The sequence below is a fragment of the Leucobacter viscericola genome, assembly GCF_011299575.1.
Classification (GTDB): domain Bacteria; phylum Actinomycetota; class Actinomycetes; order Actinomycetales; family Microbacteriaceae; genus Leucobacter; species Leucobacter viscericola.
Genome location: NZ_CP049863.1, coordinates 2,989,272 through 3,005,640 on the forward strand (window position 1 = coordinate 2,989,272; position 16,369 = coordinate 3,005,640).

Sequence of the window (16,369 nt, forward strand, 5' to 3'; positions counted from 1 at the left end):
CGTGACCATCAGGGTTCACCCTGATTCGACCCTGACTCTTGCGTCTCGCACCCCTGAATGTCGGGGGTAGGTGCTTGGATAGAAGCATGGCCACAGTTCCCCTCACCCGTTCGCGCGATGACCGCGTTGTTGCGGGAGTGTGTAGCGGGCTCGCGACGCACTTGAGTTTGCCCGTGATGGCGGTGCGTATTGGAATGCTCGTGCTCGCACTCTTCGGGGGAGCTGGTGCCCTGCTCTATCTCTGGCTGTGGATCACCGTGCCTGCACAGGGGGAGACCGACGGAATCGTGCCGCTGCGTAGAGCGCTGACGAGGCCCGCGGAGCACCAGAGTGCTGAGACCACACAAGGTTCGTCTCCGACGCTGCCACCGCTGCTTGCGGGGAAGGCGGCGTTCTCCGGATCGGACGGTGAGCCGCAGGGCGCGCCAGCATCGGAGGGTGCTGCTCCCTCGCGATCACGGTGGCCTATCGCAGAACTGCTGCTTGGTGCCTGCCTGCTTGTAGCAGGCGTGGGTCTTGTGCTCTCTCAGCTGGGAGTGCAGATCAATCTTGAACTCATCCTGCCCGCCATGGCGGTGCTGGTGGGGGTCGGGCTGACCTGGTGGCAAATTGCAGATCGGGATCGGCCAGACCGTAATCAGGTGCCGCGTGTGATGGGCGCATTGGCGCTTGTCGCTGTCGGGGTGCTGATGTTTTTTGTGACCGCTCGAGAGCCTAGTGTGTGGACCGTCGTCGCAGCGGCAGTGGCCGTTTTGGCGGGAGTCGCCCTCGCAATTGCTCCCTGGGTGCTTCGGGTGAACCGCGAGCTCATGGCTGAGCGTGCCGCGCGCGCGCGGGAGAGCGAGAGGGCGGAGATCGCTGCACACCTGCACGATTCCGTGCTGCAGACGCTCGCTCTGATTCAACAGCGCTCAGAGCCCGGCAGCGAAGTTTCCCGGCTCGCGCGCAGACAAGAGCGTGAGCTACGAGAGTGGCTGTTCCGCACCGCAGACGGTGCTCCCGCGGAGCAGCTCGAGGCCGTCGACGCTGAGCTGCGTGGCCATGCGGCGGCGCTGGAAAACGAGCACGCCGTTCGCTTTGAGATCGTCGCCGTCGGGGTGGGCGACGGGGTCGTCGCCCCCGCGCCGCTTGTTGCTGCGGCGCGCGAAGCGATGTTGAACGCTGCGCGGCATGCCGGTGGTGATGTCACCGTGTACCTTGAGGTGACTCCGGATCGCCTGACAATTGACGTGACCGACCGCGGGCCGGGCATGGACGTCGAAGCGCTGCCCGAGGGGCGCATGGGGGTGCGGGAATCGATTCTTGGGCGCATGGAACGTGCCGGCGGAACCGCGAAGATTGTTCCGGGGCCCGGCGGGAATGGAACCGCCGTGCGGCTATCGCTACCGCGGGACCAGGAGTTGGCTGCGGGGCAACCAACCGAAACACAGACAACCACGTCGTCTCACACCGCGACCGCTACCGAGGGGGAAACTCATGAGTGAACCAGATCGTTCCCGGACGAGCGGCGCTGCTGGCGAAGAGTCGAGACCTATTCGAGTGGTGATTGTTGACGATCACCAGATCTTTCGAACCGGGCTGCGGACCGAACTCGGCGCGGAGCTCGACGTCGTCGGTGAAGCAGCGACCGTCGACGAGGCGGTTGCTGTGATCCCGAATTTGAAGCCAGACGTCGTTCTGCTCGATGTTCACCTTCCCGGTGGCAAAGGCGGTGGCGGAGCCGAAGTCTTACGCGCAGTTGCTGAGCGGCCAGACGCGAAGGCGACGCAGTTTCTGGCGCTGAGCGTCTCCGATGCGGCTGATGACGTGGTGAGTGTCATCCGCGCGGGCGCGCGCGGATACCTCACGAAGACTTCCTCGGGGCAAGAAGTCACTGCTGCGGTCTTGCGGGTTCACGGCGGCGACGCGGTGTTTTCGCCGCGTCTCGCGGGGTTCGTTCTTGACGCGTTTGGTGCGGGTACCGGTGAGACAGCAGACGCCGATGACGAACTCGACCGTTTGTCGACTCGCGAGCAAGAGGTGATGCGCATGATCGCGCGCGGCTACGCTTACAAAGAGGTCGCGGCCGAGCTGTTTCTCTCAGTCAAAACCGTTGAGACCCACGTTTCGAACGTACTGCGCAAACTCCAGCTCTCTAACCGCCACGAGCTGACCGCCTGGGCCCTGAGCCGACGCCTGCTTTAGGGGGAGGGCCTAGTCCCAGCCGGGCAGCCACATGTGGGCCTGCCAGAACCAGTCCGCAACCGGCATGCCCGACCACACCGGAAAGAACAGGATCGCGAGAACCAGGGCCGCTGCCACAAACATGGCCACCGCCATTCTGCGTCCCCGCACGGCTTCCCGGTCAAGTGACAATCGCAGCCCGGGAACACGTGCGGGAGCATTTCCGATAGGGATCCCGCACAGCATTCCCAGCACGAGTGCCAGCGCAATCGCTGAGAACGGTGTGAGCGTCACCGCGTAGAACTGAAACACGGCAGAGCGCGACAGCGTGAGTACCCAGGGCAGCCACCCTGAAAGATAGCCGAGCAGCACGAAACTGCTTGCGGTTGCGAGCGAAGTGACAAGGCGCTGGCTCGGGTGCGACGCAAATGACCGCAGCACAAGCCACAGCAGCACGAGGAGCGCCGCGACCCCACCCCAGGTGACGAGAATATTCGGCAGAGCCGAGATGCCGGCCGTGCAGCCTCCGGCGCAACCCTTGTCCCAGTTCAGCTCATACATGGCTGTCGGTCGCAAAGCGAGCGGCCACGTCAGGGCGTCGGCCTGATACGGGTGCGGGGCGGTGAGCGTGCTGTGCCACTTGAACATGTCGAGGTGGTACTGGATCAGGCTCGTGAGCCAGAACTCTCCGGGTTTGCGTCCCCAACCGCCCGTGGTGAAAATCCAACCGCTCCAACTGGCGAGGTACGCAAAGAGCGCGGCGGGCAGTGCGGTAGCTGCGGTAAGACCGGCGCGCAGCACTGAGATGACCCAGGATCGTCCGAACCTTCGCAGCAGCATCAGATCTCTGACCGCGGTGAACACCATAAAAAACGCGAGCGGGTACAGCCCAGACCACTTAATCGCGGCGGCGGCTCCAAAAGTGAGACCCGCGGCGAGCAGCCAGGGGCGAAACCAGCGCGGTGGTCTTTTTACTATTGCTTCGACCCTGGCCGTAACACTCAGGTGATCCCGCCACAAGAGGAGCGCACCAAGCGCAATAAACAGCGTCAGAAATCCGTCGAGCAGAGCCACACGGGTCAAAACGATGTGCACTCCGTCAATTGCCAAAAACAGCCCCGCCAGGCAAGCAATGACCATGCGACGAGAGATCAACCAGGCAAGACGCATGGTGATCCCAACCGTCGCGACCCCCGCGAGCGCAAGTGCGCTGCGCCACCCCCACCCGTTGTCAGGGCCAAACAGCAGAATCCCGAGGCCCAAAATCCATTTGCCGAGCGGCGGGTGCACCGCGTAAGAGGCAGTGTCGGTAAACCCCAAAGGGTTCGGGAGTGCAGGGTCGTCATTTGGCCAGGTCGTGGGATACCCGTGCGCCAGCTGGCTGATGGCATCGCGCACGTAATAGATTTCATCGAACACCAGCGTGCCGGGCTGACCAAGCGCCCAGAACCGCAAGACGGCCGCGATCCCGAGCACAAGTAGCGGCGCGATCCAGCGCAGGTGGTGACGAACGGCGAGCATGAATACAGCATATGGGGCTGGGTGTGTCACAAGCGGCTGAGCGCGGGCTACGATGGTGGGGTGATTACGCGCCTCAGCAACTACTTTCTGAAGACCCTCCGCGAGGATCCCGCCGACGCAGAAGTGATGAGCCACAAGCTCCTCGTGCGTGCCGGGTACATTCGTCGCCAGGCACCCGGTGTGTTCGGGTGGATGCCGCTCGGCCTCAAGGTCAAGGGCAAGTTGGAACAGATTATCCGCGAGGAGATGCTGGCCGCTGGTGCGCACGAGGTGCACTTCCCGGGACTGCTGCCGCGCGAACCCTACGAAGCGACTGGGCGCTGGGAAGAGTACGGCGACGCACTGTTCCGCCTGAAGGATCGGCACGGCGCTGACTACCTGCTCGCACCGACGCACGAGGAAGCCTTCACGCTGATGGTGAAGGACATTGTTACCTCGTACAAGGACCTGCCGCTCGCGCTGTTCCAGATTCAGGACAAGTACCGCGACGAAGCCAGGCCACGCGCGGGGCTGCTGCGCGGTCGCGAGTTTACGATGAAGGACGCGTACACCTTCGACGCGACCGATGCCGGACTCGACGCGGCCTACCAAAAGCAGCGCGACGCTTACGAGCGCATCTTCACGCGACTCGGGCTCGAGTACGTGATCGTGTCGGCCGACGCCGGTGCGATGGGAGGATCGCGCAGCGAGGAATTTTTGCTGCCGACCCCGATTGGCGAGGACACGTTTGTGCGCTCGGCCGGTGGCTACGCCGCGAACGTTGAGGCGTATGTGACCCCCGCGCCCGAGGCTCTGCCGATTGAGGACCAGCCTGCACCCGCGGAACTCGATCCCGCGGTGACCCCGACCATCGAAACACTGGTCGATCACCTGAACAGCGAGATGCCGCGCGAAGACGGCAGGACTTGGACCGCCGCCGACACCCTGAAGAACATCGTGCTCGCGGTGACCCCTGTCGGTGGTGAGCGTGAGATTGTGGTCGTGGCGATCCCGGGCGACCGCGACGTCGACATGAAGCGCGCCGAGGTTGCGTTCCCCGGCTGCGAGGTGGAGCCCGCAACGGCTGCCGATCTCGAAAAGAATCCACTGCTGGTGCGCGGTTACATCGGGCCCGGTATCGCGGGCGCTGCCGTGCTCGGACTCGAGGGCAGCACAGGGCTGCGCTACCTGCTCGACCCCCGCATCGTTCCCGGCACCTCCTGGGTGACCGGCGCGAACAAGGAGCTCACGCACGTTGCCAACCTGGTTGCCGGGCGCGACTTTGCCGGTGATGGCACCGCTGACATCGCAAACGTGCGCGATGGGGATCCGGCACCTGACGGATCCGGACCGATCGAGACGGCGCGCGGCATGGAGATTGGCCACGTGTTCCAGCTCGGACGTAAGTACGCCGAGGCTCTTGGGCTGAAGGTGCTCGACGAAAACGGCAAGCTGGTCACGGTCACGATGGGCTCGTACGGGATCGGCGTGACGAGGATCATGGCGATTCTGGCCGAGCTGCACCACGACGATCGTGGCCTGATCTGGCCCGCAGCAGTCGCACCGTTCAACGTGCACGTGGTTGCGACGGGCAAGGATCCTGTTGTCTACGAGGTTGCGGAGCCGCTCGTTGCCCAGCTTGATGCCGCCGGTATCGAGGTCCTGTTCGACGACCGCCCGAAGGTGTCACCCGGAGTGAAGTTCGGCGACGCCGAGTTGCTGGGTGTGCCCCGCGTGGTGGTCGTTGGCCGCGATGCAGCCGAGGGTTTTGTTGAGGTGTGGGATCGCGCGGCCGGCACGAAGGATCGCGTAGCGATTGCTGACGTGCCTGCGCTCCTCGGGGTGTAGGGCCCTAACCCCTTACGCGCTTAGGCCCTAACCCTCTTACGCCTCTACACCCAAAATCGGGGTCAGTTTCTGGTACTAAATCGCAATTTAGTACCAGAAACTGACCCCGAAATGTTGGGTGCGGGTGTGGGTGTTGGGTGACGGGCGGGGCAGGGTAGGGAGTAACCCCTACTTGAAGCCGCGCAGCCGCAGGCTGTTCGAAACCACAAACACCGACGAGAACGCCATCGCCGCGCCCGCGAACATCGGGTTCAACAGGCCTGCAGCAGCCAGAGGGATCGCCGCCACGTTGTAGGCGAATGCCCAGAACAGGTTTGTCTTGATCGTGCCGAGCGTGCGTCGCGAAAGCCTGATCGCGTCGACGGCCGCACGCAGATCCCCGCGCACCAGGGTGATGTCTGACGCCTCGATCGCCACGTCGGTTCCCGTGCCCATTGCGAGGCCCAGATCCGCTTGGGCGAGCGCCGCAGCATCGTTCACACCGTCGCCGATCATCGCGACAGACTTACCCTGTGCCTGCAGCCGCTTCACGACCTCAACCTTGTCGGCGGGCATGACCTCGGCGATGACGGTATCTGGCCCCGCATCAATGCCGACTGCTTCCGCCACCGTGGTCGCCACGGCGGCGTTGTCTCCCGTGAGCAGAACCGGCGTCAGTCCGAGGGCTCGCAACCCGCTGATTGCCTCGGCAGAGGTTTCCTTGATGGCATCAGCAACCACCAGCACGCCCCTTGCCTTCCCATCCCAGCCGACAGCAACCGAGGTCTGCCCGCGCTTAGAGGCAGCTGCCATTGCGCTCTCCAGTGCTGGTGTCAGCGGCAACGACCAGTCGGCGAGCAGCTGCGGGCGGCCAACGAGTGTCACGTGGCTGTCTCCCTCGTACGAAACGGTGCCCTGCACGCCGAGACCCTCGACGTTCGCGAAGTTCTCGACTGGGGGCAGCTCGCCAACCCGCGCTGTCGCGCCAGCAGCGATCGCCTGTGCGATCGGGTGCTCGGAGGCATCCTCGAGTGCTCCCGCGTACCGCAGTACGTCTTCTTCGTGCTCGCCGTCGGCGACAATCACCTCGGTGAGTGTCATCTTGCCGGTCGTAACGGTTCCGGTCTTGTCGAGCACGACGGTGTCGATGCGACGGGTCGTCTCCAGCACCTCGGGTCCCTTGATCAGGATGCCGAGCTGTGCGCCACGACCCGTGCCCACCATAAGCGCGGTTGGTGTCGCGAGCCCGAGTGCGCACGGGCACGCGATAATCAGCACGGCAACCGCTGCGGTGAACGCGCCCGTGATGCCGCCGCCGGTGCCCGCCCAGAACCCGAAGGTCGCGACGGCGAGGCCGATGACAATCGGCACGAAGATTCCCGAGATTTTGTCTGCGAGTCGCTGCGCCTGGGCTTTGCCGTTCTGCGCATCTTCGACGAGCTTCGCCATCTGAGCAAGCTGGGTATCAGCGCCGATTCTGGTTGCTTCAACAACGAGGCGACCGCCCGCGTTGATCGTTGCTCCCACGACGGTATCGCCGATCCCTACCTCAACCGGTACGGATTCGCCGGTGACCATGGACGCATCGACCGCGGAGGCCCCCTTGACAATCGTGCCGTCCGTGGCAATCTTCTCGCCAGGGCGCACGACGAATCGGTCGCCCACCACGAGGTCATCTGTGCTGATGCGCTCTTCGACGCCGTTGCGCAGCACCGAGACCTCTTTCGCGCCGAGCTCAAGCAGCGCCCGCAGTGCTGCCCCCGCCTGTCGCTTGGAGCGCGCCTCGAAGTAGCGGCCGAGCAAGATGAAGGTAATGACGCCCGCGCCAACTTCGAGATAGATGTTGCCGGCACCGTCGCCTCGCGAGATCGTGAACTCGAAGGCGTGGGTCATGCCGGGAACGCCGGCCGTGCCGAAGAACAGCGCGTACAGTGACCACGCCATCGCTGCCAGGGTGCCCATCGAAATGAGGGTGTCCATGGTGGCGGTCGCGTGCTTCAGGTTGGTCCAGGCCGCCTTGTGGAACGGCAGACCTGCCCACACGATCACCGGGGCGGCGAGGGCGAGTGACAGCCATTGCCAGTACGTGAACTGGAGGGCTGGAATCATTGCCATCGCAATGACTGGCACGGTGAGGATCGCGGAAACAATCAGTCGGTTGCGCAGCTCACGCACTGGAGCCTCCGCGGCCTCCCGCTCGGCGTCTTCCGCCGCCGCGATCTGCTCGGGATCATTACCCTTTGACTTCTTAGGCTTCGGTAGCTCCGCCGAGTAACCGGCCTGCTCAACCGCTTCGAGCAGTGCTGCGGTGTCGACCTCCGGTGCGAAGCTGACCTTCGCTTTCTCCGTGGCGTAGTTGACCGTGGCCGTCACGCCTTCGAGCTTGTTGAGCTTGCGCTCGATCCTGTTCGCGCAAGATGCGCAGGTCATGCCGCTGATAGCGAGCTCGACCTGTTGGTCTGCGGCGTCAGGAAGCTGTGTTTCATTGAGCGTGGCCATGAGGATCAGTGTCCTTCCTCGTGTGCGGCGGGTGCTGCATCGTCCGTGCTGTTCATCTCGCCTGCATGGCTGTCGCCCGTGTGGCCGCCGCTTGTGTGTACGGTGAACTCGGCCGTGCGCACGACGCCGTCGTGTTTGAAATCGAGGAACAGACGGTAGCTGCCCGCTGTGGGTGCAGTCGTCATGAAGGTGATGTGAGGCCCGGGGTTGGTCACCCCGTCGCCTGGCTCGCCGTCGGGGTGCACGTGCAGGTAGCCCAAGTCTCCGACCCGCAGAGCGACCAGGTGGCCGTAAGCGGCGAGGTAGGGCTCGATATCGGTGATCGGTTTGCCGTTGCGTTCTACAGTGAGCGTGAGCTCGCTAGTTTCGCCCGGGGTGAGATTGCCGTCTAGAGCGACGGTGTAACCGTCTACCGTGGTGGTCCGTTTCTGTGACGGCAATGGCTGGGGTGCGTAGTCTCCGGCGACAAATGCGTCGATTCCGAGTGTGATGCTGCTTTCGCCGCCCTGAGGAACAAAATCGGCAAAGAATCGCCACGTTCCGGGGGTTAAGTTAAGGCTCGTGCTCCAGGTGCCGTCAGTGGACATCGTGGGGTGCACATGTTGGAAGCCCGAGGTGTCGCGCCGCACCGCGATGAAGTGCAGATCTTTGTCGTGACTGGTCTCGAACCTGGTGACGGGTTTGCCGTCTGGCCCGGTCACTCTGAAGCTGACTTCTGTGGCGCCAGAGGAGAGGATCGGGTCATCGAGTTCGAGGGTGTAGCCCTGCTCTGAGACCTGTAGTCCAGCAGGCAGGTTGCTGGCCGTGGTGCTTTCCTGGGTGCCCGTCTCTGTGCCGTGCCCGGTTGTGGTTTTCATGTCAGTTCCTCCGATGGGTCCGACTGCATTGCCGATGCCAAAAGCACCAGCCAGGATAACCGCGAGGACCGCGACGAAGCCACCGAGTTTGAGAGCGGTGTTCATGAGCTGGTGCTCCTTCGTTGGTGGGTGGAGTTTTGGTCGGTTAGGCGACCTGGTAGCCAGCCTCTTCGACGGCTTCGCGGATTTTCTCAGCGTCAACGGGGTCGTTGCTCGTGACTGCGAGGTTGCCACTTGCGAGATCAACTTCTACGTCTGTGACACCGGCGACCTCGCTGACCTCTTCAGTGACGCTCAGAACGCAGTGGCCGCAGGTCATTCCGGTGACGGTGAAATTGGTGGTGAGTGCCATGGTGGGCTCCTTCTGTTTTTCGGGGGGGGGGCTAAGACCGAACGAGGCGGGCGATTGCGTCTGAGGCTTCTTCCAGTTTCTCTTCCGCGACTGCACCACCCGTAATGGCTGCGTTTGCAACGCAGTGTCCGAGGTGCTCGTCAAGAATCTTGAGTGACACCGATTTGAGTGCCTTTGAGGTCGCCGAGACCTGAGTGAGGATGTCGATGCAGTACTGGTCCTCTTCAACCATCCGCTGCAGGCCGCGCACCTGACCCTCAATGAGGCGGAGGCGCGTGAGGTACTTTGCTTTGTTCTGCATGTAGCCGTGGTCTGGGGTATTCATGGTGACCCTTTCAGGAGGGATCTGATGTCTTTCTTTGACGCAGATACCCCTGTGGGGTATCCCGTGGTAATGAATTTATACCCCTTGGGGGTATCTGTCAAATGATTCTTGCGATTGGTTATATTCCCGAACGGTCACGTGCTGCTGGGATAGTGATTTCAGGAATGCAGCGGGTGCCATATTTGGTGCTTAAGCGAATGACAACAAAGGAGTTTGAAATGGTTGAAACGCAAGAAAACGCATCGAAACCGACCCCGGCATTTATTGGCGCCTCATGGATCGCGCTTGCTCTTGGCATGGGCACCTACCTCATCGGGCTGTCTAACGCGGGGATGGAGCTCAACGAAAAGGGTTACTACCTCACCCTCCTGCTGTTCGGACTCTTTGCTGCGGTGTCGCTGCAAAAGACAGTTCGAGATCGCGCTGACGGTATCGCAGTTACAAACCTCTACTACGGCATCGCCTGGTTTGCGCTCGTTGCTTCGCTCAGCCTGCTGGCGATCGGGCTTTGGAACGCCGGGAGCCTCTCGCTCAGCGAGAAGGGGTTCTACGGGATTAGTTTTGCGATGAGCCTGTTTGCCTCGGTAGCGGTGCAGAAGAATGTTCGAGATCTCGCACGGTTCAAGGGTGAAGAAGAAGCCGAAGAGCCCGCCGCGTACCGGGCTGAAACGGTACAGAACTTCTTGCCGGCACCTGCCGTGTGATCGTTGCCGCGGCCCAGGTGTGGCAGACCCTCGACTTGCTGGAGTACCCTGGTCACTTGACCCATTTGGGTTCACATCTGAATAGACATTTCAATACGAGGAGGCATCGTGAAGATTGATCTCGCCATGTTGCGTGGACTTGAGCGCGAAAAGGACATCCCTTTCGAAGAGCTCGCCGAAATTATCGAGCAGGCCATTCAGTCTGCATATTTGCGGCACGCAGAGAATCAGGGCATCCCCGTTCCAGATGAGCACCAGGTGAAGGTGCAGCTCGACCGTAAAAACGGCGAGATCACAGTTCTTGTGCCTGAGCTTGGTGATGAAGGTCAGGTCGTTGGTGAAGCCCACGTCATGACCGATGAGTTTGGCCGGGTTGCGTCGAGCGCGGCAAAGCAGGTTATCAACCAGCGCCTTCGTGATCTTTCTGACGACGCCGTTCTTGGTGCGTTCAAAGACAAAGAAGGTCAGATCGTCTCCGGCGTTGTGCAGCAGGGACCGAATCCCCGCATGGTGCAGATTGACCTCGGTGAACTTGAGGCGATCCTGCCCCCTGAGGAGCAGATTGCGGGGGAGGCCTACCCCCACGGCATGCGCCTGCGGGTGTACGTAACGAGTGTTTCGAAGGGTCTGAAGGGGCCGCAGGTTGTTGTGTCTCGCACGCACCCCGGGCTGGTGCGTAAGCTCTTCGAGCGTGAAGTTCCTGAGCTGTCTGAAGGGCTTGTTGAGATTGTCTCGCTCGCCCGCGAGGCTGGCCACCGCACCAAGGTCGCGGTTCGCGCCAAGAAGGCGGGGATCAACGCGAAGGGAACCTGCATCGGCGAGATGGGCAGCCGTGTGCGCGCCGTGATGGCTGAGCTCGGCGAAGAGAAGATCGACATTGTTGATTACTCGCCCGAGCTGCCGACCTTCGTAGCGAATGCGCTGTCGCCCGCGAAGGTGACCGATGTGTTCATGCTGAACGAGTCGCTCAAGCAGGTTCGTGCGCTCGTACCTGATTTTCAGCTTTCCCTCGCGATTGGCAAGGAGGGGCAGAATGCTCGCCTCGCTGCCAAGCTGACGGGTGCAAAGATTGACATCCAGCCCGACTCGATCATGAATGACTAATTGAGCCTGGCCTGCACGCACTCTCAGGGTTCCGACCCTGAGAGTGCGCAAGCGTGAAAGAAGGAAGCTGGTAAGATGGTTCCGGTCCGGACCTGTGTGGCGTGTCGCAAACGTGCCCCGCGCGCAGATTTGCTCCGGGTAGTTCTAAGCGATGGTCGGCTGATTGCCGATGATCGTGCGGTTCTGCCGGGGAGAGGAGCTTGGGTTCACCCCTCGGCTCGGTGTCTGGAACTAGCAGTGACTCGCGGAATGTTGTCGCGGGCGCTGCGTGCATCGGGGAAGCCTGATGCAAGCCCTTTAGAGAACAGGCTGAAAACACTTATGGATAACTAATGAGCGGCTCAAAATGAGACCCGTCCGTTAATCATGGTTCTCGCCTGTCTGGGCGTGAACTCAGACAGGAGAAAAGTGGCTAACCCACGCGTACACGAGATCGCTGCGGAGATCGGTGTAGATAGCAAGGTCGTTCTGGCCAAGCTGAAAGATATGGGAGAGTTCGTCAAGGCGTCCTCCTCCAGCGTTGCACCCCCGGTAGCACGCAAAGTAAAGGCTGCCCTTGAGGCAGAAGGTGTAACGAAGGCGAAGGGCGAAGACTCGGCTGATAAAGCTGCCGATGCGAAACCCGCAGCGAAGCCGGCTTCTGCCGCTGCTGCCAAGCCCGCCGCAAAGAAGCCTGCTGGACCGCGCCCCGGCCCGAAGGCTCCCGCGAAGGCCGAAGCACCGAAGCCTGAGCCTGAGGCTCCGGCCCCCGCTGCGCAGCCTGCTGCCAGCGCAGAAAAGGCTGCACCTGCAGCCCCTGAAGCAAACAAGCCCGAGGCAAAAGCGGACGCAAAGCCCGCAGCAAAGCCGGGCGCAAAGTCAAGTGCACCTAAGCCAGGCGGACCGCGTCCGGGTAACAACCCCTTCGCGTCAAGCCAGGGCATGGGCATTCCCCGTCCGCCGCGTCCGGGTAATAACCCCTTCGCACCAAACCAGGGTATGAACCGTGGTGCTGGTGGAGCAGGCGGAGCTGGCGGCGGCAGTGGCCGTCCCACGCCCGGAAACATTCCCCGCCCGACACCTCGCCCCCAGGGCGCCGGTGCTGGTGGCGGCGGTCGTCCCGGTGGCGCTGGTCGCCCAGGCGGTCGTCCCGGCGGCGCCGGTGGCGGTGGCGGCTTTAACCGTCCCGGCGGTGGCGGTGGCGCAGCCGGTGGCGGCGCTCCCGGTGCAGGTGGCTTCGGTGCACCCCGTCCGGGTGGCGGCTTTGCCGGTCGTGGCCGTGGTGGTCGTGGTGCTGGTACAGCCGGTGCATTCGGTCGTGGCGGCTCCAAGAGCAAGGCACGTAAGTCGAAGCGGGCGAAACGCGCAGAATTCGAACTGCGCGAGGCCCCGTCGCTTGGTGGCGTAAGCGTACCCCGCGGCGACGGATCCACGATGATCCGTCTGCGCCGTGGTGCTTCGCTCTCCGACTTCGCAGACAAGATCAACACGAGCGCGTCGAACCTCGTTACCGTGCTGTTCCACCTTGGTGAGATGGCGACGGCGACGGAGTCCCTCGACGAGGCAACTTTCGAGGTCCTTGGCGAGGAGCTGGGTTACAAGATCCAGGTTGTTTCGCCCGAGGACGAGGATCGCGAGCTGCTTGAGGGCTTCGACATCGACATCGAGGCTGAGCTTGAAGAAGAGGGCGACGACGTTCTCAAGGCTCGTCCGCCGGTTGTTACCGTTATGGGTCACGTTGACCACGGTAAGACACGACTGCTCGACGCGATCCGCAAGGCAAACGTCGGTGGTGGCGAGGCCGGTGGCATCACCCAGCACATCGGTGCGTACCAGGTGCACACCGAACACGAGGGTATTGATCGTGCGCTGACCTTCATCGATACCCCGGGTCACGAGGCGTTTACCGCCATGCGTGCTCGTGGTGCTCAGGTCACCGATATTGCGATCCTCGTGGTTGCTGCCGACGACGGCATCATGCCTCAGACGATTGAGGCATTGAACCACGCACAGTCGGCCAATGTGCCGATCGTGGTCGCGGTCAACAAGATCGATAAGGAAGGCGCGAACCCCGATAAGGTTCGCCAGCAGCTCACCGAATTCGGCCTCATCGCCGAAGAGTACGGTGGGGACGTTATGTTCGTTGATGTTTCGGCGAAGAACAACGTCGGCATCACCGAGCTACTTGACGCTGTGCTGCTCACCGCAGACGCCGGTCTCGACATGCGCGCGAATCCTGACAAGGACGCACGTGGTGTCGCGATTGAAGCCCGCCTCGATAAGGGACGTGGTGCGGTCGCAACCGTGCTCATCCAGTCGGGTACGCTGCGCGTCGGTGACGCCATCGTTGCTGGCACGGCTTACGGCCGCGTGCGTGCGATGAGCGATGAGAACGGTGATCCGGTACTCGAGGCACTGCCCTCGCGCCCCGTGCAGGTTCAGGGTCTGTCGACTGTTCCCCGCGCAGGTGACACCTTCCTTGTTACCGCTGAGGATCGCACGGCACGTCAGATCGCTGAGAAGCGTGAAGCCGCCGAGCGTAACGCACTGCTGGCCAAGGCCCGCAAGCGCATCAGCCTGGAAGAGTTCACGAAGGCGCTGGAAGACGGCAAGGTCGAGTCGCTCAACCTCATCATCAAGGGAGACGTGTCGGGTGCCGTTGAGGCGCTTGAAGAGTCGCTCATGAAGATCGAGGTCGACGATTCCGTGCAGCTGCGCATCCTGCACCGCGGTGTGGGCGCGATCACGGAGAGCGACGTGGATCTGGCAACGATCGACAACGCGATCGTTATCGGCTTCAACGTGCGCCCCGATGTCAAGGCTCGCGAGCGTGCTGCGCGCGAGGGCATCGACATCCGCTTCTACAACGTCATCTACAACGCACTCGATGACATCGAGGCTTCGCTCAAGGGCATGCTCAAGCCCGAGTACGAAGAGAAGCAGTCGGGTGTTGCAGAGATCCGCGAGGTGTTCCGCTCCTCGAAGTTCGGCAACATCGCCGGTGTTGTCGTTCGCAGCGGTGTCATCACGCGCAACGCCAAGGCACGCGTCATCCGCGAGGGTGTTGTTATCGCCGACGGCCTTGCGATCGATTCGCTGCGTCGCTTCAAGGATGACGTCACCGAGGTGAAGGTTGACTTCGAGGCCGGTATCGGACTCGGTAAGTACAACGACATTCAGATCGGCGACGAGATCGAGACGACCGAGATGGTGGAGAAGGCGCGCGACTAAGCTCGTCTGACCTCACACAAAGGGGTGGCCCCGGCAGTTCTAAACTGCCGGGGCCACCCTTTTGGTTTTGCGGGGCGTGCGTGTTGGTGCCTGGTGTCCTTGCGCGACTTGACTCCACTCGACTAAAGGCATGGTTATTGACACGAGGCAAGGATCCTAACGGGGCGGTTTCCTTGCCACTGGTGCGGATACTTGCCTCGAGCGCGAGGCTCCTGAACTCCCACGGGATGGAATACCAGCAGCTCAGGGCAGTGGCGGGTGTCCAAGCATCTCAGCCGGTGCTGGCATCTCGGCCGGTTGAAAAAGCCAGTTCTGGACCGGCTGAATTGTGAGCACCGGTCGACAAGCTCGGCCGAGGATGTTAGGGCCGACCGAGGGTGCTGGGTCGGTCAAGGGCGCTGGGTCGGTCGAGGGTGCCGGATCCTGCCGAGGGGGCTGGATGCGGGCCGAAACGAGAAATGGCCCCGGCAGTTTCAAACTGCCGAGGCCACCCCGTTTAGATGTGTCGAAGACTAGCGCCTGTCGAAGCGGCGCCCCTCAGGCTTCGAGGAAAGAATCGTAAAGATGAGCACGATCAGTCCTCCAACGTAGGGGATGAACGTCAGGAAGTAGAAGGGGCCAGCAAAATTGATGTCGTGCAGCCGACGCCACATAATTCCAAGGTAGGGCAAGAGCGTGCCAAGCCCAATGACCAGGAGAAGGATGCCGCCGAGCCCCAGGAAGAGGGCCCCGGCTCCAACTCCGGCACTTGAGCCGGAAGAATAACCGTAGCTGGAGTCGTAGCTTGATGAGCTGACGGTGATGGTGATCAAACCGATGATGTAGAAAACCATAGGCACGAGAGACACGAGGGCCAAAAAGAGTTCGACCCACCAGAACTCGCTGCGCGAGGCGCGACCGGTGAAGTTGACGTAGTTCTTGAAGAAACGACGAATGGCCTGGCTGAAGGTTGCGCCGTAGAGCGGACGCGTCAGATCGTCGGGTGAAGTAGCTCCGTCGAACGGCTCTCCGGGGCCTGGGACGCCGGGGACCGCGTACTGGGCGTAGCTGGGTGCGGCCGCGTAGGGCTGCTGGGCCTGGTACTGCGGCGGCGCATACTGCGGTGTCGTGTACTGGGGCGCCTGATAGTTCGGCTGCGGCTGCGGCTGCGGCGGCGGTGCGTACTGCGGTGGCTGCTGCTGCGCCGGTGGCTGCTGCTGTGCCGGCTGCTGTGGTGCTGGCTGCTGCGGTGCCGGAGGCTGCGAAGGCTGGATCGGCTGTTGCGGCTGCTGCGGCTGTTCTTCAGGGTTAAAGGGTGTAGACACGATCTGACTTTCTGTTGGCCCGGTTACGGAACGACAATCTTCGTTGCCTCCATCGTATTGCCAAGCAAGAAAAAGGGGCGGTTCATTACTCTGAACCGCCCCTGTATGCCTAAAGCTGCTGCACGCGAACCGTGTTGCCCGCTGGATCGCGGAAGGCGAAGTCGCGGGATCCCCAGTCCTGATCCATTGGCTCCTGCAGAATGTCTGCGCCGGAGCCCTCAACCTTTTCGAACAGCTCCTGCAGTGCATCCGTGGCGAAGACGATGGAGGCGTAGGATCCCTTCGCCACAAGCTCGCCAATCACGCGGCGCTCCTCATCGCTCAGGCCGGGGTCAACCGCGGGTGGTGAGAGCACGATCGAGGTCTCGGGCTGGTTGGCGGGTCCGACGGTGATCCAGCGCATGGCCTCGTAACCAACGTCTTTGCGAACCTCGAAGCCGAGCACGTCGCGGTAGAACGCGAGTGAGGCTTCGGGATCGGTGTGGGGCAGGAACGTAACGTGAATGTTGATCTTCATAACTGCA

The 16,369-nt window shown here is 62.3% G+C and carries 14 protein-coding genes; 7 read left to right on the forward strand and 7 right to left on the reverse strand.

Annotated features, from left to right (window positions below; translation table 11 throughout):
* The first annotated feature begins 86 nt into the window (after positions 1–86).
* Together G7068_RS12900 and G7068_RS12905 are read left to right on the forward strand one after the other, a co-directional pair.
* Complete coding sequence (locus G7068_RS12900) at positions 87–1,484, forward strand: ATP-binding protein (RefSeq protein WP_166292337.1); 1,398 nt, start codon at positions 87–89, stop codon at positions 1,482–1,484.
* Complete coding sequence (locus tag G7068_RS12905; protein ID WP_166292338.1) at positions 1,477–2,184, forward strand: response regulator; 708 nt, start codon at positions 1,477–1,479, stop codon at positions 2,182–2,184. Before G7068_RS12900 ends, G7068_RS12905 begins: the two co-directional genes overlap by 8 nt.
* A 9-nt stretch (positions 2,185–2,193) precedes the next feature.
* Here G7068_RS12905 and G7068_RS12910 read toward each other — a convergent pair whose 3' ends face one another.
* On the reverse strand, positions 2,194–3,684 hold the full coding sequence (locus tag G7068_RS12910; RefSeq protein WP_244304499.1) for a dolichyl-phosphate-mannose--protein mannosyltransferase: 1,491 nt from the start codon (positions 3,682–3,684) through the stop codon (positions 2,194–2,196).
* Between the two features lie 60 nt (positions 3,685–3,744).
* On the opposite strand from G7068_RS12910, the gene G7068_RS12915 reads away from it, so the two are divergent.
* The gene (locus G7068_RS12915) at positions 3,745–5,511 is read left to right on the forward strand and encodes a proline--tRNA ligase (protein ID WP_166292339.1); all 1,767 of its coding nucleotides are present in this window, start codon (positions 3,745–3,747) and stop codon (positions 5,509–5,511) included.
* A 168-nt stretch (positions 5,512–5,679) separates the two neighbouring features.
* Here G7068_RS12915 and G7068_RS12920 read toward each other — a convergent pair whose 3' ends face one another.
* Genes G7068_RS12920 through G7068_RS12935 form a run of 4 tightly spaced genes read right to left on the reverse strand, consistent with a single transcriptional unit; the run spans position 5,680 to position 9,523 of the window.
* Complete coding sequence (locus G7068_RS12920) at positions 5,680–7,989, reverse strand: heavy metal translocating P-type ATPase (protein ID WP_166292340.1); 2,310 nt, start codon at positions 7,987–7,989, stop codon at positions 5,680–5,682.
* A 5-nt stretch (positions 7,990–7,994) separates the two neighbouring features.
* Positions 7,995–8,951 (reverse strand): hypothetical protein, encoded by a 957-nt coding sequence (locus G7068_RS12925; RefSeq protein ID WP_166292341.1) that lies wholly within the window; start codon positions 8,949–8,951, stop codon positions 7,995–7,997.
* 40 nt (positions 8,952–8,991) lie between these two features.
* Positions 8,992–9,198 (reverse strand): heavy-metal-associated domain-containing protein, encoded by a 207-nt coding sequence (locus G7068_RS12930; protein ID WP_166292342.1) that lies wholly within the window; start codon positions 9,196–9,198, stop codon positions 8,992–8,994.
* A gap of 31 nt (positions 9,199–9,229) precedes the next feature.
* Complete coding sequence (locus G7068_RS12935; protein ID WP_166292343.1) at positions 9,230–9,523, reverse strand: metal-sensitive transcriptional regulator; 294 nt, start codon at positions 9,521–9,523, stop codon at positions 9,230–9,232.
* Positions 9,524–9,741: 218 nt separating this feature from the next.
* Between G7068_RS12935 and yiaA the strand changes: the two genes are divergently transcribed.
* The 4 genes from yiaA to infB all read left to right on the forward strand — a co-directional run bounded on the left by yiaA (position 9,742) and on the right by infB (position 14,541).
* Positions 9,742–10,227: an inner membrane protein YiaA gene (gene yiaA, locus G7068_RS12940; protein WP_166292344.1), complete on the forward strand. Its 486-nt coding sequence runs from the start codon at positions 9,742–9,744 to the stop codon at positions 10,225–10,227.
* A 108-nt stretch (positions 10,228–10,335) separates the two neighbouring features.
* Positions 10,336–11,331, forward strand: a complete 996-nt coding sequence (nusA, locus tag G7068_RS12945; RefSeq protein ID WP_166292345.1) for a transcription termination factor NusA — start codon at positions 10,336–10,338, stop codon at positions 11,329–11,331.
* A 75-nt stretch (positions 11,332–11,406) separates the two neighbouring features.
* The gene (locus tag G7068_RS12950) at positions 11,407–11,664 is read left to right on the forward strand and encodes a YlxR family protein (protein ID WP_166292346.1); all 258 of its coding nucleotides are present in this window, start codon (positions 11,407–11,409) and stop codon (positions 11,662–11,664) included.
* Positions 11,665–11,739: 75 nt separating this feature from the next.
* Positions 11,740–14,541, forward strand: a complete 2,802-nt coding sequence (gene infB / locus G7068_RS12955; protein WP_166292347.1) for a translation initiation factor IF-2 — start codon at positions 11,740–11,742, stop codon at positions 14,539–14,541.
* A gap of 512 nt (positions 14,542–15,053) precedes the next feature.
* Here infB and G7068_RS12960 read toward each other — a convergent pair.
* Both G7068_RS12960 and G7068_RS12965 read right to left on the reverse strand, forming a co-directional pair.
* A complete protein-coding gene (locus tag G7068_RS12960) occupies positions 15,054–15,845 on the reverse strand; it encodes a DUF805 domain-containing protein (RefSeq protein ID WP_166292348.1) in 792 nt (263 codons plus the stop codon).
* Positions 15,846–15,954: 109 nt separating this feature from the next.
* Entirely contained in the window at positions 15,955–16,362 is a 408-nt protein-coding gene (locus G7068_RS12965; protein WP_166292349.1) for a VOC family protein, read from the reverse strand.
* Between the last annotated feature and the right edge of the window lie 7 nt (positions 16,363–16,369).